This window comes from Amycolatopsis sp. 505 (genome assembly GCF_031625235.1).
Lineage (GTDB): Bacteria > Actinomycetota > Actinomycetes > Mycobacteriales > Pseudonocardiaceae > Amycolatopsis.
In genome coordinates this window covers 1,199,334-1,217,867 of record NZ_JACKQP010000001.1, presented here as the reverse complement: position 1 = coordinate 1,217,867, position 18,534 = coordinate 1,199,334, and the positions used below count along the sequence as shown (strand labels likewise).

The following is an 18,534-nucleotide window of genomic DNA, read 5'->3' as shown; positions in this document are numbered from 1 at the left end:
GGGGCGAGTGCAGACGCGGGTCCGATGGGGCGATCGGCCGGCCGCGGCTCGCCGGTTCAGGGGGTCAGGCCGTGACCGCTCGGCGCGGGTTCACGAGCGCGTGGCGACCGGTGGTCTCGGCCGCGGTGGGCGGCGCGGGGTGGGCCGGGACGGGGCTCTTGCGGCGGCCCTGCAGGCGGCGGTCCGTCGCGGACTGTTGCTGCGGGGCCAGGCCGCCGGCCACCAGGTGTTCGTGCGCGACCTGCCAGACCGAGCACGGCGCCTTGCAGCGGTGCCACCGGGTCGAGCAGGTCGGGCAGTCGCCGCGCTCGTCGGGCTCGTGCATCTTCAGCATCGCGCGCCACGCCTCGGTCAACCGGGGCAGTTCGGAGCGCGCGACCGAGACGAGCGACTGGGCGTCGGCGCGGTTCGCCAGGTCGGTCAGCATGTCGAGGCGCTCCCAGACCGCGTTGCGGAGGACCTGCCCGAGTACCTGATCCATGTCAGCTCACCGTTACCTTTCCGCCATCTTGGCGGCTTCGTTGAGCGCGGCGCGCAGCTGTCCGAGCTGGCCGGACGTCAGCCGCGCGGTCTCACCGGGAGGCGAGACCAGTACCACCTGGTTGTCTTCGACGAACACCGTCACCGCGCGTTCGCGGCTGATGAGGTCGCCGCACTGCACGCGCCACACGAGCTGGCCGCCCTCGTAGTGGCGGACGCTCGCGGTGCGGGGGTCCACCGCGGCGGCCGGGGTGACGGGACGGACAGCGGGGGCGGGAGAGACCATCGCCGTCCGCACGGCGCGGGTCGCCGTGCCGGCATGTCCCCCTGCGAACGAGTCCACGAACTCCACGCCCTTCTCCGCTCTGTCAAAAGTGTCCGAAGATGCCTTCTGCAACATCGCCTTGTCACGACGCTGCGGTTTTCGTAGCTCTCCGTGATCGCTACCGGTGTGCGGCCGGTGACGGAGATCTGACAACTACAGTGAGGTGAAACCGAGTGCGATAGAAGGTGGAATCGGCGTCATAGCGGTGACTGGGCTCGGTTCCACGGTAAGCGGTCAGCGGACTTCGCCCCGACCGATCAGGGCACCAGTTCGGCTGTTCACACGGTTCCGCAGGTTTGCCTACGCTGTTTCACAGACGCCCGACCGGACAGTGGAGGGGGCGCGATGGACGCCAGTAACGGTGGCAGTGCCGAAGCCCGGCAGAGCCACGCAGTTCCCGCTGACGCGTGGGAGCAGCCGGAGATGAGAACGGCTCTCGCGTCGCGCGAGATCAGCGCCGTTTACCGGCTCCTGCGCAAGCACGGTGTCTCGCAGCGCCAGATCGCCGCGATGACCGGCCAGTCCCAGTCCGAGGTGTCGGAGATCCTCAAGGGTCGCCAGGTCATGGCCTACGACGTGCTCACGAGGATCGCCGACGGCCTGGGCGTCCCCCGTGGATACATGGGCCTCGCCTACGACGAGGCCACGGCGATACGGGTCGTCGGCTCCGCCGACGGCCAGCAGGCTGAGGAGGACGAGTCCGTGAAGCGACGGAGGTTCCTCGCGCACGCTGCCCAGGTCACGATGGGTGCGGCGGTGTTCGGTCCGGAATCGGGCACCTGGGCGGCCGGGCCGGCCAGGACGCCGGCGCCCGGGCGCATCGGCATGACCGACGTCCGCCAGGTCGAAGCCGCGACGCGGGCGCTGCGGGCGCTCGACTACCAGTACGGCGGCGGGTTCTGCCGCGACGCCGTGGTGGCCCAGCTGTCCTGGGGCCAGCAGATGCTCGAGGCGCACGGCACGGAAATCGTCAAGAACCGGCTGTACGTCGCGCTCGCCGACCTCCACTCGCTGGCCGGCTGGACCTCCTTCGACACCGGCCTGATGGACTCCGCCCGCGGCCACTTCGCGAACGCGCTGGACCTGGCCAAGCAGGGCGAAAACCACCCGCTGGTGGCCAACGTGCTCTACCGCATGGGCCGCGTCTACCTGCACCAGGACGCCCCGAACGACGCGCTGAAGCTGTTCCAGCTGGGCCAGATCGCCGCTCAGGAAAGCGGTTCCGAGCTGGCCGTCTCCGTGCTCTGCGCGAACGAAGCCTGGGCCTACGCGATGATGGGCAACGAAGAGCAGGCGGTGAAGCTGCTCGGCCGGAGCAAGGACGAGTTCGAACGCGCCAACCTGGCCGAAGCCGAGTCGTGGGTCAAGTTCTTCACCGAGACCGACGTCTACGCCATGGTCGGCACCGTCCACACGGTCCTCGCGCAGAAGAACGCCGAGCACACGAAGTACGCGATCCCGGCGCTGACCAGGGCCGTCGAGTCCTACGACGACGAGATGGCCCGCTCGAAGACGTTCATGCTGAGCGCGCTCGCCACCAACCACCTGCTCGACGGCGACCTCGACCACGGCGCCAAGGTCGGCGGCAAGGCCATCGACTGCGCCGAGGGCATCAAGTCGGAGCGGGTCAAGGACCGGATGCGGCCCCTGCAGGAAGAGGCCGAGCGCCGCCGCAACAACGCCGACGCCCGTGACCTCGCCGACCGCCTCCACGCTTTCTACGCCGCCTGACCCCGAGAGCGCCGGCGCGGTTTTGGACGGCCGGTTCACCTCGGGGAAGCTGCGTGGCGTGCTGGCCGAGACCTGCTCGCTGCTGGGCTTCGACCCGGCGGGTGCGCGGTTGCTGCGGTTCACCAACAACGCGGTGTACGCGCTGGTCAGCGCGCCTTTCGTGGTCCGGATCGTCGGCTCGACGCAGCTGCGGCACCGGGTCGGCACGGTCGTGCGCGTGGCCCGGCACTTCGAGCGCCACGGCGTCCCCGCGATCCGGCTCCTCGGCGACGTCGAGCAGCCCCTGGAGGTGGGCGGGCACCTGGTGACCGTGTGGCACCAGGTGCCGAGCATCGGCCGGGCGGCGACGTCGGTCGACCTGGCCCGGCTGCTGCGCCAGGTGCACGCGCTGCCCCCGCCGCCGGACCTCGCCGAGTGGGCGCCGTTCGCCGCGGTGCGGGCCCGGGTGTCCGACGCCGAGGAGATCAGCGACGCCGACCGCGAGTTCCTGCTCGACCGCTGCGCCGAACTCGAAGCCGAGCTGGCCGAGCTGGAGTTTCCGCTGCCCAGGGGCCTGGTCCACGGCGACGCGTACCCCGGCAACGTCATCCCCGGGCCGGACGGGCCGGTGCTCTGCGACTTCGATTCCTCGTGCGTCGGCCCGCCGGAGTGGGACCTGACGCCGCTGGCGGTCGGCCGTGAGCGGTTCGGCGACCCGCAGGTGGCGTACCGGACGTTCGCCGCGGCGTACGGCTTCGACGTGACGTCGTGGCCGGGGTTTGCCGTGCTCCGCGGCATCCGCGAGCTGAAGCTGACGACGAGCGTGCTGCCCATCCTGCGCAGCCGGCCGCAGGTGCGGCCCGAGCTCTTCCGCCGTCTGGACGATCTTCGGAACGGCCGGACGGACGTGCGCTGGACGCGTTACCGCTGACCCTCATCTGTCACTTGGTGTGATCGACACCACAAGCTGCACGTGCATTCGCCGACTGCAAATGACCGTTCGTCGCATCCAAAAGGCGGTCAGCTCTGGGTAGAAAGTTCGGCTCGACCAGTCACCCCCAATGGATGCCGGATCATCCCAATGCGCAAGTTGCAGCTACTCGCCGTGACTTCGAACCGGGTCCTACCTGCGGCGACGACGTTTCAGGAGGCGACGACCGGCGCCCGCGTCAGCACGACGGCGAACCCGAACGCCAGGCCCATCACCGTCAGCTCGAGCGTCGCCCAGGCGGCGAGCGCCGTGCGGTCGTGCCGGACGATCCGCGGCATCAGGCGCCAGCGGACGTTCGCGCCGAGCAGCGCGATGGCGCCGGTGCAGACGAGCTTCAGGACGAGCAGCTGCCCGTACGGCGTGGTGAAGATGGCCGCCCAGAAGCCGATGGTCGGGTTGAGCGAGATCTCGGCCAGGCCGTTGAACAGCCCGGTGGCGGCGGAGATGACCAGGCAGAGGGTCGCGAGCTTGGAGAACCGCGGCAGCGCGTGCGCCAGCAGCGTCCGGTTCGCCACCAGGAGCACGGTCATCGCGCCGAGGCCGCCGGTCCAGGCGACCGCGCTCATGACGTGCAGCTCCATCGAGATCATCGTGTAGTCGTGGTAGTTCCAGTTCGACGCGTGCCCGGTGACCGGCAGCGGCAGCAGCGCGAACAGGCCGAGCCCGACCCGGACCTCGGCGGGCACCTTCTCGCCGAACCGCAGCGCCAGCGCGCCGATGCCGGCGTGGACGAGCGCGAGCACGGCGACGATGACGAGCGCCTTCCCGGCGCCGACGTCGGCGATGTACTGCCCGATGTCCGACGGCGAGAGCGTCGGCGAACCCGGCTTGTACTCCGCGGTCTGCAGGATCAGCGCGACGACCGCGGTGGTGGCCCAGACGAGCGCGGCCGCGACGCCGGCCGGGCGGGCCAGCCGCATGACCGGCTCGGTCAGCTTCGGCCGGTCGTAGCCGACGAGCACGGACAGCAGCGCCAGCCCGATCGTGGTGACCGCGGCGAGGTCGAGCAGGACCCGGACGACCGGGATGCCGGCCGAGACCACCGCGTCGGGCTGCACCACACCGGGGACCGGGGCGGTGGCGGTCAGCGCGACACCGATGAGGGCGCCCAGCAGGCCCGCCGTCACGACGCAGAGCAGTGTCGAGTAGCGGACCTTCGTGGTGGCCTCGGCCTGGGTCATCAGTTCTTCTCTTCGATCTTGCCGCCGGAGCGCAGCGCCACGGTCAACCCGATCGCCAGCAGCACGACGGCGCCGGCGATCCAGACCCAGATCGGCACGCCGGTGGACGACGACTGCTGCGGGGACGCCGACGAGGAGCCGCCGGGCGACCTCGCCGCGTCGACGGTGGCCGGCGTGCCGGTGCCCGCGGCCGTCAGCGTGAAGCTGAGCTCACCGGTCACCGGGTGGCCGTCCGCGGACAGCACCCGGTAGCCGACGGTGTACTTCCCGGCCGGGCCGAGCGGCCGCAGGGGCGCACTGATGACGTTGTTCACCACGGTGATCGGCCCCTCGGCCCACTGGCCGCCGCCGGGTCCGGTCACCGCGATCTGGTTGACGTCCGCGCCCTGCACGTACTGGTCGAAGGTCAGGCTGATCTTCGCCGGGCCGGCGGCGACGGACGAGCCGTTCGCCGGGTCCGAGGAGATCAGCACGTTGTGCGCCAGCGCCGGGGTGGCCGTGCCGAGCACGGCCACCCCGGTCAACGCCAGCGCGACGAGGGCCCTGCGCATTTAGCTGTTGCCTCCCGACTTGGCCGTGGCCTTGCGGGCCCGGATGGTCGCGCCGGCCCCGACGCCGAGGCCGATGGCGCCGACGAGCAGGCCGGCCCCGCCGAGCCAGCGCGCCGTGTTGTCGGACGCCGCCGCGGCTTCAGTGTGCTCCCCGGTGGTGGCCGCGGTGTTCGCGGCCATCCCGTGCTCGTCGCCCTCCGACTTGGCGGCCAGCTTGACGGCCGGCGTCGGGTGCTCCGGTTCCTCGCCGTTCGCCGGGGTCGGCTGGTTCCAGTCGACGACCTTGCCGTCGCTGTAGGTCTGGTGGGCCGGGAACTCGACCTGGTCCACGTTGGACGGCAGCGGGCCGAAGCTCACCGAGAACTCCTGGTAGTCGGTGGCCTTGAGCTCGCTGCCCGGCTGCGCGGTCCAGGTGACCGCGGTGACGGCCTCGGTGATCTGCGTCCCGTTGTCCTTGGTGATCGGGGTGGGCAGCTTCGACTTCGTCACCTGGGCGGTCCAGCCGGGGACCGGCTTGGTCCGGACCGAGCCGATGCCGTAGTCCGCCTTGAAGTCGACGGCGACCTTCGTGGTGGTGATCGGGTCCTTCTCCTCGCTCGGCACGCGGAAGACGATCGCCGCGTAGCCGCCCTTCGTGGGCTGCGGGCCGTAGACGTTGGCCGTGACGTGCGCGGACGCGACGCCGGCGCCGAGGAGACCGGCGACACCGATGGTGGCGGCGAGGAAACCGGCGCGCTTGAAGACGTGCTGGGACATGGGTTCACTCCTGATGAACTCAAAAAAGGGGGACGGCTCGGTTCGGGGACCGGCCGTTTTCGGGGACGAGCTGGGGTTCAGGAGTGGGCGGGCGGGCCGCGCCGCCCGCGGACCCGGCGCAGGTCGACGCCGACGAGGTGGTCCGGGCCGGTCACGCGGGCCGGGACGAGTGCGGGGGCCGCGGACGGCACCGGCAGCGGGGTGAGCAGCCGCGGCAGGATCGCGCGCAGCACGGCCAGCACCGTGAGGAGCATCGTGTCGGCACGGGCGAGCAGCAGGGCGGTGAGCACGGTCGCGATCGCGTGCGCGGCGATCATGCCGACCCCGGTGGGTCCCGGCATCGCGTACATGTCGTGGTGGCCGGCGAGCGTGGTGAGCAGCAGGTGCATCACCAGCTGGGCGACGCCGAGCAGGGCGATCGTGGCGAGCGGCCCGCGTGCCTTGCGGGCGAGCGCGGCCGCGGTCCAGCCGAACAGGCCGGTGAGCAGGAGGGTCATCGCCGGATCCGGCAGCCCGCCGTCGGCGATCCGGTGCGCGGTCACGGAAAGTGCCGCGGCGCTCACGGCGAGCAGTGTGCCCCGGGTAGCTCCGAGCACGGCGGGACGCCGTACTGGATCGCTCATGAAGAGCAGCCTAGGGGACCCGTTCCGCCGTGAGCGGGTGATCCCGTGAACTGAGCACACACGGAGTTCACGTCCCGCGCCGGGCGTTGGTTCAGGGCGATTTGTTGCCGATCTCCGGCCGGTAGGCCACGGTGGGCCGAAGACCGGGGTTTGGACCGGTCGTGCCGTGGGTACTGAGCCGTCGGTCAGGAACTAGCCCGTTCGGGTGAAGCCGGCGCGAAGGGCGGGAGAGCGGACACGGATGAACCTCTTCGACTACATCTCCGACCGGGCGAGCAAGCTGTGGCTGGAGGCCTACCTGCACACCAGCATGGTGGTGCAGTGCACGATCATCGCCGCGGTCCTCGGCGTGCTGATCGGGGTCGCGGTGTACCGCAGCCCGATCGGCTCGGCGGTGGCCACGGCGCTGGCGAGCACGATCCTGACGGTCCCGTCGTTCGCCCTCCTGGGCCTGCTGATCCCCCTCTCGGGGCTCGGTCCGACGACCGCCGTGATCGCGCTGGTGCTCTACGGCCTGCTGCCGATCGTCCGGAACACCATCGTCGGGCTCGACGGCGTCGACCCGGCGGTCACCGACGCCGCCCGCGGCATCGGGATGAGCCGCTTCGGCGTGCTCACCCGGGTCGAGCTGCGGCTGGCCTGGCCGGCGATCCTCACCGGCATGCGGGTGGCCACGCAGATGCTGATGGGCATCGCCGTGATCGCCGCCTACGCGAAGGGTCCCGGCTTCGGTGCCGAGGTCTTCTCCGGGCTCACGAACGCGGGGAGCACGAACTCCCTCAACCAAGCCGTCACCGGCACGGTCGGGGTGGTCATCCTCGCCCTGCTCCTCGACGGCGTCTACGTCCTGATCAAGCGCTTCACCGTCTCAAGGGGTGTCCGTGGCTGAGAACGAGGAAGTCTCCGGCGTCGAGATCGAGCTGGAGCACGTCACCAAGCGGTACCCCGGCACCCGCTCGGCGGCGGTCGACGACTTCTCGATGGTCGTGCCCGCGGGCAAGATCGTCGTCTTCGTCGGCCCGTCCGGCTGCGGCAAGACCACGACTATGCGGATGATCAACCGGCTGGTCCAGCCGACGTCGGGCAAGATCACCATCGGCGGCGAGGACGCGCTGAAGCTCGACGTCGACACGCTGCGCCGTCGCATCGGCTACGCCATCCAGCAGGCCGGGCTGTTCCCGCACTTCACCGTCGCGCAGAACATCGCGGTGGTGCCGGGCCTGCTCGGCTGGGACAAGAAGAAGGTCAACGACCGGGTCGAGGAGATGATGGACCTGGTCGGGCTGGACCCGGCCGACTTCCGCGACCGCTTCCCGCGCCAGCTCTCCGGCGGCCAGCAGCAGCGCGTCGGCGTCGCGCGGGCGCTGGCCGCGGACCCGCCGGTGCTGCTGATGGACGAGCCGTTCGGCGCGGTCGACCCGATCACCCGCGGCAACCTGCAGGACGAGCTGCTGCGCCTGCAGAGCGAGCTGAAGAAGACGATCGTGTTCGTCACGCACGACTTCGACGAGGCCGTGAAGCTGGGCGACAAGATCGCGGTGCTCGGCAACCAGTCGACGATCCTGCAGTACGACACGCCCGAAGCGATTCTGGCGAACCCGGCGGACGACACGGTCGCGGGCTTCGTGGGCGCGGGCGCGTCGCTGAAGCAGCTGACGTTGCTGCGCGTCCGGGACGTCGAGCTCCAGCAGGACGCGCTGACGGCGACGGTGTCCGACGACCCGGTCGAGATCCGCAAGAAGCTCGAAGACCAGCGCAAGCACTTCGCGCTGGTGCTGGACGCGCGCCGCCGCCCGACGCGCTGGGTGCACACCCGCGAGCTGACCCCGGGGGCTTCGCTGGCCACCGCGGGCAAGCCGCTGCGCGACGTCGTCAGCCTGCAGTCGACGCTGCAGGACGCGCTCGAGGCGATGCTCGCCGAGGGCGGCTCGGTGCCGGTCACCGGCGCGCGCGGCGAGTACGCGGGCACCATCCAGCTGGACACCGTGATCGCGACCATCCAGCAGCTGCGCGACGAGCACACGAACGGTGAAGAGGTGCCCGCATGACGACGGCCGCCGTCGACACCGGCTTCAGCACCGAGTCCGGCTCGAAGCGCGCGGAACGCGTCCGGCTGTTCGCCCAGCCGATCGTGGTGCTGGTGATCGTCGCGGTGACGCTGGTCGCGGTGTTCTCCAGCGGCCTGAACGCGACGGAGAAGGAGACGCTCAACGCGCCGACCCTGCTCACCGCGTTGTGGGACCACGTGCTGATGACGCTCGTCGTGACGGCGATCGTCGTGCTGGTCGCGGTCCCGCTCGGCGTGGTCGTGACGCGGCCGTGGGCGCGCTTCCTGGCGCCGATCTTCCTGGCCATCGCGAACATCGGCCAGGCCGCGCCCGCGCTGGGCGTGCTGGTGCTGTGGTTCATCGTCACCGGCGCGACCGGCGGGATCTGGGTGGCGGCCCTGCCGCTGGCGTTCTATTCGCTGCTGCCGGTGCTGCGGAACACGATGGTCGGCATCCAGCAGGTCGACCCGGCCCTGATCGACGCGGGCCGCGGCATCGGGATGTCGGCGAGCGCGGTCCTCTGGCGCGTCGAACTGCCGCTGGCCGTACCGCTCATCCTGGCCGGCCTGCGCACGTCCCTGGTGCTGGCGGTCGGCACGGCGACGTTCGGCATGTTCGTCAACGCCGGCGGCTTCGGGCTGCTGATCGACACCGGCTACAAGCTGAACCTGACCTCGGTTCTGGTGACCGGCTCGGTGCTGGCCGTGGCCTTGGCGCTGCTGGTCGACTGGCTGGGCGCGGTCGCCGAACAGTACTTCGGACCGAAGGGGCTGCGATGAAACTCCGGCGACTGGCCGTCGTGGCGCTGCTGGGCCTGACGTTGTCCTCCTGCGGGCTGACGGTCAACCAGGCGGTGCCGTACGACATCAAGCCGGGCTCGATCCAGCCGATCCCGGCCCTGCAGGGCGTGAAGGTGACGGTGGGGTCCAAGGACTTCACCGAGAACATCATCCTGGCGTACATGGCCGAGATGGCCCTGACGGCCGCGGGCGCGGACGTCGTGGACCTGTCGGACATCAAGGGGTCGAACTCGTCGCGGCAGGCGCTGCTGTCCGGGCAGACGGACGTGACGTGGGAGTACACGGGCACGGGCTGGATCAACTACCAGGGCAACGAGCTCCCGGTGCCCGGGGGCGAGAAGGCCCAGTACGAGGCCACGGCCAAGGCGGACGCGGAGAAGTTCGGCGTCACGTGGCTCAACTATTCGCCGCTGAACGACCAGTACGCGTTCGCGGTGACGGAGAAGTACGGCGCGGACAACAACCTGAAGACGACGTCGGACCTGGCGGCGTTCATCAAGCAGAAGCCGGACCAGGCGGTGTTCTGCCTGGAGACGGAGTTCACCAGCCGCCAGGACGGCTTCCCCGCGGCGGTCAAGGCGTACGGCTTCCAGAACCCGACGGTGAAGAACTTCGGCATCGGCACGATCTATTCGGCGGTGGCGAGCGGAACCTGCCCGGTCGGCGAGGTCTTCACCACGGACGGCCGGATTTCCGGGCTGAACCTGCGCGTGCTGGAGGACGACAAGAAGGCGTTCCCGCAGTACAACGCGGTGGCGACGCTGCGCACGGAGTGGCTGAACCAGCACCCGGAGGTGCGCGGCCCGCTGGAGAAGGTCAGCGCGGCGATCGACAACGAGCAGATGGTCGAGCTCTGCAAGCAGGTCGACGTCGACGGCCAGGACGCGGGCAAGGTGGCCCACGACTGGATGGTCAAGAAGGGCTTCATCCAGTAGCCCGCGGGGGCGCCCCCCGTTTTCGACTCTACCGGCCGGCACCGACAGTTCCGCGGTGCCGGCCGGTGCGGTCAGAGCCCCAGCCGGTTCAGCAACTGCCCCTCGAGCCGCTCCAGCTCGCCGGCCACCGCCCGGTGGACCGACTTCCGCCGCGCCGCCGGCATGCGTTCCGCCGCCCGCACCGAAGCCGACAACTGCTCCAACGTCCCCAACGCATCACGCGCGAAATCCTGGTCCGCCTTCGAAGCCTTCTCCGACTTCTGCAGGTCCTGGCAGCCCTCGGCCACCCCCGCGATCCGGGCGTGCAGAGCCGCGCCCCGGCCGGTGTACTCGCCCAGCCGATCGACCGAGACCCCCAGCTTGCGCGCCTGGTAGCGGTCGTACGCCTCCCGGGCCGCGCCCGCCGCGCGCACCGCCAGCGGTGCCACCACCGGGAGCACCGCCGGGCCGAGCACCTTCGCCACCGCGACCGCGTTCTTCGCCCTCTTAGGGGTGAACCTGGCTTCACCCTCGACCTTGGCCTTGCGCGCCATGGCACCTCCTGCGACGTGTCGAGGTCGAACTTACTGGTCGCCTGGGTGGCGGGCATGTCGGCTCGGCGGTGGGAATCTAGAGTGATCTCCATGAACACCGAGGTGGTACTCGACGCGGGCGCGGTCAGCCGCTGCCGTCGGCGCGTGCACCTCGAACACGACCCCGCCATGCGCGAGGTGCCGCTTCCCCCGCCCGACCCCACCGCGCAGCAGCGGATCGACGACGCCACCGCCCACCGCGAGGACATCGTCGCCCGGCTGATGGCCGCCAACGACGACCACTGGGTGAAGATCGGGCGCGACCTGCCCGCCCACGAGCGGGTCGAGCAGACGCTGCAGGCCTTCGCCGACGGCGCGCGCTACATCTGGGGTGCGCTGCTGCCGGTCGACACCGCCCGGCACCGGCGGGGCGGGATCGACCTGCTCGTGCGCAGCGGCCGCGGGTACGTGCCCGTCCTCGTCGTGCGCCACCGCATCACCGACCGCGGGGCCGGCGCGATCGTCACCGCGATGACCGATCTCGACCCGGGACACCGGAAAGCCGACGAAGGCCGCAAGGTCCGGTCGCAGCCGCGCGACCAGCTCCGGCTCGTGCACATCCGCCGCATGCTGCAGACGCTCGGGCAGGCCGACGAGAGCCTCACCCTCGGCGGGGTCATCGGGCTCGACGCCGACGTCGTCGTCTGGCACGACCTCACCGCGGGCACCTGGCCCGGCGGCCGCAACGCGCTCACCGAGTACCAGGCCCGGTTCGCCGACCGGCTCGCCATCGCCACCGCTGCCGCGAACGGCGAGGAGCCGCTCGCCGAGCCCTCGCGGGTGCTGGAGTGCCGTCGCTGCCCGTGGTGGCCGACGTGCGAGGTCGTGCTCACCGAAACCCGGGACGTCAGCCTGGTCGTCCGCGGCGAGGACGCCGTCGAGCTGCGCCGGGCCGGCGTGTCCACTGTGGACAAGCTGGCCGCGCTCGACCCGGCGGGCGAGCCGCCGGAGGTGAACTGGACCGGCGTCACCTTCCCGGACGCCGTCGTGCTCGCCCGGGCCTGGCTGGCCGACCTCACGCTGGTGCGCCGCGTCGACACTGTCGTGGTGCCGCGCGCCGACGTCGAGGTCGACGTCGACATGGAGAGCTTCGGCGACGCCGGCGCGTACCTCTGGGGCTGCCTGCTCACGGGGGCCGACATCGGTGTCACGCCGGGGTACCGCGCGTTCGCGACGTGGGACCCGCTGCCCACCGACGACGAGGCCCGGTCCTTCGCCGAGTTCTGGGCCTGGCTCACCGACGTCCGCGAGCGCACCGAAGCGGCGGGCCTGACCTTCCGCGCCTACTGCTACAACGCGCTCGCCGAGAACCGCTGGCTCTTCGGCTCGGTCGAGCGCTTCGGCGACCACCCCGGCGTCCCGGCCAAGAAGGACATCCAGTCCTTTGTGGATTCCGAGCAGTGGGTGGACCTCTTCCGCAGCGTCACCGACCAGTTCCTGTGCTCCCACGGCAAGGGTCTGAAGGTGATCGCCCCGGTGGCCGGCTTCTCCTGGCGCGACCCGGAGGCCGGCGGCGAGGCGTCGATGCGCTGGTACCGCGACGCGGTCGGCATGGACGGTGAGAAACCGGACGACGACCAGCGCGAACGGCTCCTGCGTTACAACGAGGACGACGTCCTCGCGACGCGCGCGCTGCGCGAGTGGATCGACGCCCGGGCGCAGGCCGAAGTGCCGTACATGTTCGATCTCTGAGTAGTTCGCCGACTAAGACACTTGCCATCTGGGACGTCTTCCGCAATACTCGTCTGCGAGTACTCGTAGACGAGGAGTCGTGATGAAACGGCGGAAGGTCGCCAACGTCCTGGGGCTGGCCGTCCTCTCCGTCGTGCAGGAACGCCCCATGCACCCGTACGAAATGGCGACCGTGCTCAAGCAGCGCGGCAAGGACGCCGACATGCCGATCAAGTGGGGCTCGCTCTACACCGTCGTCGCCAACCTCGAAAAACACGGCTTCGTCGAGGCGGTCGAGAGCGTGAAGGACGGCGGACGGCCCGAGCGGACCGTCTACCGGATCACCCCGGCCGGGCGCGCGGAGTTCGAGGACTGGGTCCGCGAGCTCGTCGGCACGCTCGACCGGGAACCGCCGCGGTTCAAGGCCGGGTTGTCGATGATCGGCGTCCTCGGCCCGGACCAGGCGATCAGCCGGCTGCGGGAGCGGCTGGCGCAGCTCGGCGAACGCGCGGAGGCGCACCGCGCGGCGCTCGAACAGCTGCGGCCGCTCCTGCCGCGGCTGTTCCTGGTGGAGGTCGAGTACGACCTCGCGATGACGGAAGCCGAGGCGCGCTGGGTGCGTGGCTTCCTCGAAGAACTGACCACCGGCGCCCTGCCCGGCCTCGATGCCTGGCGGCGCTACCACGAAACCGGCGAATTCCCGGACGACCTGGGGGAGTTCGTGGAGAGGTAGGAACCGATGGAGACGACCCGCAAGCACAAAGTGCCCGAGATGGAGGGCTTCCAGGCCCGCTGGTACGCCAAGAATCGCGGCACCGAAGCCCAGCTCGTGCAGTACCGGCGGCAGGCGGCCGAGGTCACCGCGGGCTGGCCCGAAGGCGCCGAAGTCCTGGAGGTGGCGCCCGGACCCGGCTTCTTCGCCGTGGAGCTGGCCAAGCGCGGCTTCCGCGTCACCGGGCTCGACATCAGCCACACCATGGTCGAGATCGCCCGGGAGAACGGCGCCGGCCTCGACATCGACTTCCGGCAGGGCGACATCACGCACGCGCCGTTCGAACCCGGGACGTTCGACTACCTGGTCTGCCAGGCCGCGTTCAAGAACTTCCGGCAGCCGGTGACGGCGCTGAACGAGATGCACCGCGTGCTGCGCCCGGGCGGCTACGCGGTGATCCACGACCTCAACCACGAGGCCACCGGCGCCGACATCGATCGCGAGGTGGCCGGGATGAACCTGGGCGCGATCAGCGGCTTCACGACCCGGCAGGCGCTGGCGTGGCTGCGGCGCCGGGCGTTCACGCGCGAGCAGTTCGAGGCACTGGCCGCGGAAAGCGCCTTCGGCGGCTGCTCGGTCACCGCCGACGGCATCGGCCTGGAAATCCGGCTGACCCGCTGAACCACGACCGCCGGGGCACGGGAGCGTGCCCCGGCGGCCCGGGTCAGCGCGGGGCCATCCGCAGCGAGCCGTCCATCCGGACCACCTCGCCGTTCAGGTAGTCGTGGTCGATGAGCGACAGCGCGAGCTGCGCGTACTCGTCCGGCCGCGCGAGCCGCTTCGGGAACGGGACGCCGGCCGCGAGCGACGCGCGGAACTCGTCGCTGACCGTGGCGAGCATCGGGGTGTCGACGATGCCGGGCGCGATGGTCAGCACGCGGATGCCGTGCGAGGCCAGGTCGCGGGCCGCGGGGAGCGTCATGCCGACGACGCCGCCCTTGGACGACGAGTAGGCGACCTGCCCGATCTGGCCGTCGAACGCGGCGATGGACGCGGTATTGATGATGACGCCGCGGGCGTCGTCCTCGAGGGGCTCGGTCTTCGCGATCGCCTCGGACGCGATGGTCAGCACGTTGAACGTGCCGATCAGGTTGATCTGGATGACCTTCGCGTACAGCGCGAGGTCGTGGCGGCCCTTCTTGGACAGGATCCGCGCGGACGGCCCGATGCCGGCGCAGTTCACCACGGTCCGCAGCGGCACCCCGGAGCCGGCCGCGGTCGCGACGGCGGCCTCGACCTGCTCGACGTCGGTGACGTCCGCTTCGACGTAGGTGATGCCTTCGACCTGCTCGGCCTTCTCGATGGACGACGCCAGGTCCAGCGCGAACACCCGCGCGCCCTTGGCCGCCAGGGCCTTCGCCGTCGCCCCGCCGAGGCCGGACGCGCCCCCGGTGACGAGCGCCGCGGTGCCGTTGATCTGCATCTCTGCCGTTCCCTTCCTCTGCACGTTCGCGGACCAGGTTAACGCTCGTTCGCATCCGGGGTTCGTGTCTTCGCTCACCGCTTCCGGGCACGACCGGTTCCGTTAGCGTCGTGGTCACGTCCGGCTGTCACCTTCAGCAGCATGACGCCAGCTCGCATCGTGGTGGTAGGAACCGGATACGTCGGCTTGACCACGGGGGCCTGCCTGGCCAGTCTCGGGCATTTCGTCACCTGCGTGGACGTCGACCGCGCGAAGGTCTCCCGGCTGGCCGCCGGCCGCGTCGACATCCTCGAACCCGGGCTCGCCGACCTCGTGCACCGCGGGGTCGCGGCCGGGCGCCTCCAGTTCGTCGTCGGCGCGCGCGACGCGGTCCGCCACGCGCAGGCGGTGTTCCTCTGCGTGCCGACGCCGATGGGTGCCGGCGGCTCCGCCGACCTGCGTGCGGTCGAGGCGGTGACGGCCGAGATCGGCGACGTCCTGCCCGCCGGTTGTGCGCTGGTCACCAAGTCGACCGTGCCGGTCGGCACGTCGAAGCGGATCCAGGCGCTGGTCGGCCGCACCGACGTGCCGGTCGTCTCCAACCCCGAGTTCCTGCGCGAAGGCACCGCGGTTGCGGACTTCCTGGGCCCGGACCGGATCGTCGTCGGCTCGGACGACCTCGCCGCCGCGCGCTGGGTCGGCGAGCTGTACGCCCAGCTCGACGCGCCGGTCGTCGTCGCCGACGCCGCCAGCGCGGAGCTGGTCAAGTACGCCGCGAACTGCTATCTCGCGCTGAAGCTGTCCTACGTCAACTCGATCGCCGAACTGTGCGAACGGCTCGGCGCGGACATCGACCTCGTCACCGAAGGCATGGGCTACGACCGGCGGATCGGCCGGACGTTCCTCAAGCCCGGCCCCGGCTGGGGCGGTTCCTGCCTGCCCAAGGACACCAGTGCGCTGGTCAAGGTGGCCGAGTCGGTCAACTACGACTTCACGATGCTGACCTCGGCCATCGACGAGAACCTCGCCCAGCGCGACCGGATCGTCGCGAAGATCGCCGGCGCGGTCGGCGGGACGCTGGCCGGCGCCCGGATCGGCGTGCTGGGCCTGGCGTTCAAGGCGGGCACCAACGACCTGCGCGACTCGCCCGCGCTCGCCGTCTCGTCGGTGCTGTGCGCGCTCGGCGCCGAGCTGATCGCCTACGACCCGGCGGTCGACGGCGAGATCGCCGGGATGACCGTCGTCGACGACGCCTACCAGGTCGCGAAGGACGCGGACGCCGTCGTCGTGCTGACCGAGTGGGCCGAGTTCAAGCACCTCGACTGGGCGGCGATGGCCGAGCTCATGGAGGGCATCGACGTCGTCGACACGCGGAACCTGCTCGACCCGCGGGTGATCGTGGACGCCGGGCTGTCCTGGCAGGGCGTCGGGCGGCCGCGGGCGGCGGCGAAAATCAAGGTGTCCTGACCCGGTGGTGCTGGCTACGATCCGGAATCGTGCCAGTATCCGTATCCGTCGAACTCAACCACCTGATCGTCCCGTCCCGGAACAACCGGGAATCCGCCGAATTCCTGGCGACCCTGCTCGGCCTCGAAGTCGGGGAAGAGTGGGGTCCGTTCATCCCCGTCGAGACGCGCAACGGCGTCCGGCTGGACTTCGCGAGCGTCCCCGAAGCGGACCTCCGCCTGCAGCACTACTGCTTCCTGGTTCCCGAAGACGACTTCGACGCCGTCTTCGCGCGGCTCGTCGAAACGGGTGTGACCTATTTCGCCGACCCGCAGATGAAGCAGGTCGGCGAAATCAACCACAACCACGGTGGCCGTGGCGTCTATTTCCTCGATCCCGGCGGCAACGGGATGGAAATCATCACGCAGCCATACGAGCCCGAGCGGCGGCGTCCGGCGGCTTGGTAATTCGTTAGCGTTGCGTACTATCGGGGCATGTTCACGACGAGGCCGGAGCTGACCGGCACCTTCGGGATGGTGGCATCGACGCACTGGCTGGCTTCGGCCACCGGGATGGCGGTGCTGGAGGACGGCGGCAACGCGTTCGACGCGGCGGTCGCGGCCGGCTTCGTCCTGCAGGTCGCCGAGCCGCACCTGTGCGGCCCGGCCGGCCAGGTGCCCGGCCTCTTCGTGACGGCGAACGATCCGACCCCGCGGGCGCTGGCCGGCCAAGGCCCGTCGCCCGCGGGGGCCACGCCGGAGCACTTCGCCTCCCTGGGTCTGGACCTGATCCCGGGCAGCGGCCTGCTCCCGGCGACCGTTCCGGGCGCGTGGGACGGCTGGCTCCTGCTGCTGCGCGACTACGGCACGAAGCCGCTGCGCGAGGTGCTGAAGTACGCGATCGGCTACGCGCGGGGCGGCGTCCCGCTGGTGTCGCGGGTCGGCGACACCGTCCGCGCGGTGGCGCAGCTGTTCACCGAGCACTGGCCGACGTCGGCGGCGCTGTGGCTGCCGGACGGCAAGCCCGCGTCCGGCCTGCACCGCAACCCCGCGCTGGCCGACACCTGGGAGCGGCTGCTGCGTGAGGCGGAGGCCGTCTCGGGCCGTGAAGCCCAGATCGACGCGGGACGCCGGGCCTGGTCGCAGGGCTTCGTCGCGGAGGCGATCGAGAAGTTCAGCCGCCAGGCGTTCCGCGACGACTCCGGCCGCGACCACGCGGGCCTGCTGACCGGCGACGACCTGGCGTCGTGGTCGGCGACGTACGAGGACCCGGCGTTCGTGGACGTCGGCGACCGGCGCCTGGTCAAGATGGGCGGCTGGACACAAGGACCGGCGCTGCTGCAGCAGGCGCTGCTCCTGCACGGCTTCCGCGATGAACTGTCCTATGTGGATGGAATTCCGACGGAACGCACGGTGCACTTGGCGACCGAAGCGGCGAAACTGGCCTTCGCGGACCGCGAGGCCTGGTACGGCGACACCGACGTGCCCTTGGACGTGCTGCTTTCGGCGTCCTACACGGACGCCCGGCGCGCCCTGATCACCGACACCGCGTCCGCCGAACTGCGCCCGGGCGACGCCCGCGGCCCGGCCCGCCTCCCGGCGATCCTGGACTCCCTGCAGGGCATCGAAGCGGGCGGCGGCGCCACGGGCGAGCCGACCGTCGGCCCCCAGGGCCAGACGCGCGGCGACACGGTTCACCTCGACATCGTCGACGCGGCGGGCAACCTGGTCTCCCTGACCCCGTCGGGCGGCTGGCTGCAGTCGAGCCCGACCATCCCGTCGCTGGGCTTCTGCCTGGATTCCCGCGGCCAGATGTTCTGGCTGGAGCAGGGGCTGCCGAATTCCCTGGCCCCGCGCAAGCGCCCTCGCATCACGCTGTCGCCGTCGCTGGCCCTGCGCGACGGCGTCCCCACGCTGGCCTTCGGCACCCCGGGCGGTGACCAGCAGGACCAGTGGCAGCTGTGCTTCTGGCTGGCCCACGTCTACGGCGGCCTGAACCTCCAGGAGTCGATCGACTCGCCGGCCTGGCACACGACGGCGTTCCCGAGCTCGTTCTACCCGCGCTCGTGGAACCCGCGCGAGCTCGTGGTGGAGTCGCGGCTGGGTGCGTCCACTTTGGACGCCCTCCGCGCCCGGGGCCACCGGATCGTCGACGCGGGCGACTGGGCGCTGGGCCGCTTGTCGGCGGTCTCGCGCACGGACGGCCTTCTCCGGGCGGCGGCCAACGCCCGCGGGATGCAGGGCTACGCGGCGGGCCGTTAGGGCCCGGAGC

20 protein-coding genes are annotated in these 18,534 nt (G+C 70.9%); 12 read left to right on the top strand and 8 right to left on the bottom strand.

Going from position 1 to position 18,534, the window contains the following annotated elements; genetic code table 11:
* Positions 1 to 64: 64 nt before the first annotated feature.
* Both H5965_RS05920 and H5965_RS05915 read right to left on the bottom strand, forming a co-directional pair.
* A complete protein-coding gene (locus tag H5965_RS05920; protein WP_310968268.1) occupies positions 65 to 481 on the bottom strand; it encodes a hypothetical protein in 417 nt (138 codons plus the stop codon).
* 12 nt (positions 482 to 493) lie between these two features.
* Positions 494 to 832, bottom strand: a complete 339-nt coding sequence (locus tag H5965_RS05915) for a hypothetical protein (protein WP_176173770.1) — start codon at positions 830 to 832, stop codon at positions 494 to 496.
* Positions 833 to 1,150: 318 nt separating this feature from the next.
* On the opposite strand from H5965_RS05915, the gene H5965_RS05910 reads away from it, so the two are divergent.
* The gene (locus H5965_RS05910; protein WP_310968267.1) at positions 1,151 to 2,536 is read left to right on the top strand and encodes a helix-turn-helix transcriptional regulator; all 1,386 of its coding nucleotides are present in this window, start codon (positions 1,151 to 1,153) and stop codon (positions 2,534 to 2,536) included.
* Positions 2,537 to 2,558: 22 nt separating this feature from the next.
* Positions 2,559 to 3,446, top strand: coding sequence for an aminoglycoside phosphotransferase family protein (locus H5965_RS05905; RefSeq protein WP_310968513.1), 888 nt, complete (start codon positions 2,559 to 2,561; stop codon positions 3,444 to 3,446).
* A gap of 212 nt (positions 3,447 to 3,658) precedes the next feature.
* Here H5965_RS05905 and H5965_RS05900 read toward each other — a convergent pair whose 3' ends face one another.
* The 4 genes from H5965_RS05900 to H5965_RS05885 form a co-directional block, all read right to left on the bottom strand.
* On the bottom strand, positions 3,659 to 4,687 hold the full coding sequence (locus H5965_RS05900; RefSeq protein ID WP_310968266.1) for a CopD family protein: 1,029 nt from the start codon (positions 4,685 to 4,687) through the stop codon (positions 3,659 to 3,661).
* A complete protein-coding gene (locus H5965_RS05895) occupies positions 4,687 to 5,238 on the bottom strand; it encodes a copper resistance protein CopC (RefSeq protein ID WP_310968265.1) in 552 nt (183 codons plus the stop codon). The genes H5965_RS05900 and H5965_RS05895 overlap by 1 nt, the downstream gene beginning before the upstream one ends.
* Positions 5,239 to 5,994, bottom strand: a complete 756-nt coding sequence (locus tag H5965_RS05890; RefSeq protein ID WP_310968264.1) for a YcnI family protein — start codon at positions 5,992 to 5,994, stop codon at positions 5,239 to 5,241.
* Between the two features lie 77 nt (positions 5,995 to 6,071).
* Entirely contained in the window at positions 6,072 to 6,566 is a 495-nt protein-coding gene (locus H5965_RS05885) for a hypothetical protein (protein WP_310968512.1), read from the bottom strand.
* Between the two features lie 292 nt (positions 6,567 to 6,858).
* On the opposite strand from H5965_RS05885, the gene H5965_RS05880 reads away from it, so the two are divergent.
* From H5965_RS05880 to H5965_RS05865, 4 genes are read left to right on the top strand one after another with little or no spacing between them, the layout of a single operon-like run.
* On the top strand, positions 6,859 to 7,506 hold the full coding sequence (locus H5965_RS05880; RefSeq protein ID WP_003068987.1) for an ABC transporter permease: 648 nt from the start codon (positions 6,859 to 6,861) through the stop codon (positions 7,504 to 7,506).
* Positions 7,499 to 8,665: an ABC transporter ATP-binding protein gene (locus H5965_RS05875; protein WP_310968263.1), complete on the top strand. Its 1,167-nt coding sequence runs from the start codon at positions 7,499 to 7,501 to the stop codon at positions 8,663 to 8,665. The genes H5965_RS05880 and H5965_RS05875 overlap by 8 nt, the downstream gene beginning before the upstream one ends.
* Positions 8,662 to 9,444, top strand: a complete 783-nt coding sequence (locus H5965_RS05870) for an ABC transporter permease (RefSeq protein WP_310968262.1) — start codon at positions 8,662 to 8,664, stop codon at positions 9,442 to 9,444. Before H5965_RS05875 ends, H5965_RS05870 begins: the two co-directional genes overlap by 4 nt.
* Complete coding sequence (locus H5965_RS05865) at positions 9,441 to 10,400, top strand: glycine betaine ABC transporter substrate-binding protein (protein WP_310968261.1); 960 nt, start codon at positions 9,441 to 9,443, stop codon at positions 10,398 to 10,400. The genes H5965_RS05870 and H5965_RS05865 overlap by 4 nt, the downstream gene beginning before the upstream one ends.
* Before the next feature lie 71 nt (positions 10,401 to 10,471).
* On the opposite strand, the gene H5965_RS05860 is transcribed toward H5965_RS05865, so the two are convergent.
* On the bottom strand, positions 10,472 to 10,933 hold the full coding sequence (locus H5965_RS05860; protein ID WP_310968260.1) for a DUF6474 family protein: 462 nt from the start codon (positions 10,931 to 10,933) through the stop codon (positions 10,472 to 10,474).
* Positions 10,934 to 11,023: 90 nt separating this feature from the next.
* On the opposite strand from H5965_RS05860, the gene H5965_RS05855 reads away from it, so the two are divergent.
* The 3 genes from H5965_RS05855 (at position 11,024) to H5965_RS05845 (ending at position 14,036) form a co-directional block, all read left to right on the top strand.
* Entirely contained in the window at positions 11,024 to 12,664 is a 1,641-nt protein-coding gene (locus H5965_RS05855) for a TM0106 family RecB-like putative nuclease (RefSeq protein WP_310968259.1), read from the top strand.
* Positions 12,665 to 12,746: 82 nt separating this feature from the next.
* Positions 12,747 to 13,376 carry a PadR family transcriptional regulator gene (locus H5965_RS05850; RefSeq protein WP_310968258.1) on the top strand — a complete coding sequence of 210 codons (630 nt, stop codon included), beginning with the start codon at positions 12,747 to 12,749 and terminating at the stop codon, positions 13,374 to 13,376.
* 6 nt (positions 13,377 to 13,382) lie between these two features.
* On the top strand, positions 13,383 to 14,036 hold the full coding sequence (locus tag H5965_RS05845; protein ID WP_310968257.1) for a class I SAM-dependent methyltransferase: 654 nt from the start codon (positions 13,383 to 13,385) through the stop codon (positions 14,034 to 14,036).
* Between the two features lie 43 nt (positions 14,037 to 14,079).
* Here the strand turns inward: H5965_RS05845 and H5965_RS05840 are convergent, their stop codons facing one another.
* Positions 14,080 to 14,838, bottom strand: coding sequence for an SDR family NAD(P)-dependent oxidoreductase (locus tag H5965_RS05840; RefSeq protein WP_310968256.1), 759 nt, complete (start codon positions 14,836 to 14,838; stop codon positions 14,080 to 14,082).
* A 141-nt stretch (positions 14,839 to 14,979) separates the two neighbouring features.
* Here H5965_RS05840 and H5965_RS05835 point away from each other — a divergent pair, with 141 nt between their 5' ends.
* From H5965_RS05835 to H5965_RS05825, 3 genes are read left to right on the top strand one after another with little or no spacing between them, the layout of a single operon-like run.
* A complete protein-coding gene (locus H5965_RS05835; RefSeq protein ID WP_310968255.1) occupies positions 14,980 to 16,284 on the top strand; it encodes a UDP-glucose/GDP-mannose dehydrogenase family protein in 1,305 nt (434 codons plus the stop codon).
* A gap of 29 nt (positions 16,285 to 16,313) precedes the next feature.
* Positions 16,314 to 16,730, top strand: a complete 417-nt coding sequence (locus H5965_RS05830; protein WP_310968254.1) for a VOC family protein — start codon at positions 16,314 to 16,316, stop codon at positions 16,728 to 16,730.
* A gap of 27 nt (positions 16,731 to 16,757) precedes the next feature.
* Complete coding sequence (locus H5965_RS05825) at positions 16,758 to 18,524, top strand: gamma-glutamyltransferase (protein WP_310968253.1); 1,767 nt, start codon at positions 16,758 to 16,760, stop codon at positions 18,522 to 18,524.
* The last annotated feature ends 10 nt before the right edge of the window (positions 18,525 to 18,534 follow it).

Coding starts and splice junctions, on each gene's coding strand:
- H5965_RS05865 (WP_310968261.1), top strand. CDS start 9,441: ATGAAACTCCGGCGACTGGCCGTCGTGGCGCTGCTGGGCCTGACGTTG.
- H5965_RS05870 (WP_310968262.1), top strand. CDS start 8,662: ATGACGACGGCCGCCGTCGACACCGGCTTCAGCACCGAGTCCGGCTCG.
- H5965_RS05860 (WP_310968260.1), bottom strand. CDS start 10,933: ATGGCGCGCAAGGCCAAGGTCGAGGGTGAAGCCAGGTTCACCCCTAAG.
- H5965_RS05920 (WP_310968268.1), bottom strand. CDS start 481: ATGGATCAGGTACTCGGGCAGGTCCTCCGCAACGCGGTCTGGGAGCGC.
- H5965_RS05895 (WP_310968265.1), bottom strand. CDS start 5,238: ATGCGCAGGGCCCTCGTCGCGCTGGCGTTGACCGGGGTGGCCGTGCTC.
- H5965_RS05890 (WP_310968264.1), bottom strand. CDS start 5,994: ATGTCCCAGCACGTCTTCAAGCGCGCCGGTTTCCTCGCCGCCACCATC.
- H5965_RS05855 (WP_310968259.1), top strand. CDS start 11,024: ATGAACACCGAGGTGGTACTCGACGCGGGCGCGGTCAGCCGCTGCCGT.
- H5965_RS05880 (WP_003068987.1), top strand. CDS start 6,859: ATGAACCTCTTCGACTACATCTCCGACCGGGCGAGCAAGCTGTGGCTG.
- H5965_RS05845 (WP_310968257.1), top strand. CDS start 13,383: ATGGAGACGACCCGCAAGCACAAAGTGCCCGAGATGGAGGGCTTCCAG.
- H5965_RS05835 (WP_310968255.1), top strand. CDS start 14,980: ATGACGCCAGCTCGCATCGTGGTGGTAGGAACCGGATACGTCGGCTTG.
- H5965_RS05825 (WP_310968253.1), top strand. CDS start 16,758: ATGTTCACGACGAGGCCGGAGCTGACCGGCACCTTCGGGATGGTGGCA.
- H5965_RS05910 (WP_310968267.1), top strand. CDS start 1,151: ATGGACGCCAGTAACGGTGGCAGTGCCGAAGCCCGGCAGAGCCACGCA.
- H5965_RS05840 (WP_310968256.1), bottom strand. CDS start 14,838: ATGCAGATCAACGGCACCGCGGCGCTCGTCACCGGGGGCGCGTCCGGC.
- H5965_RS05850 (WP_310968258.1), top strand. CDS start 12,747: ATGAAACGGCGGAAGGTCGCCAACGTCCTGGGGCTGGCCGTCCTCTCC.
- H5965_RS05900 (WP_310968266.1), bottom strand. CDS start 4,687: ATGACCCAGGCCGAGGCCACCACGAAGGTCCGCTACTCGACACTGCTC.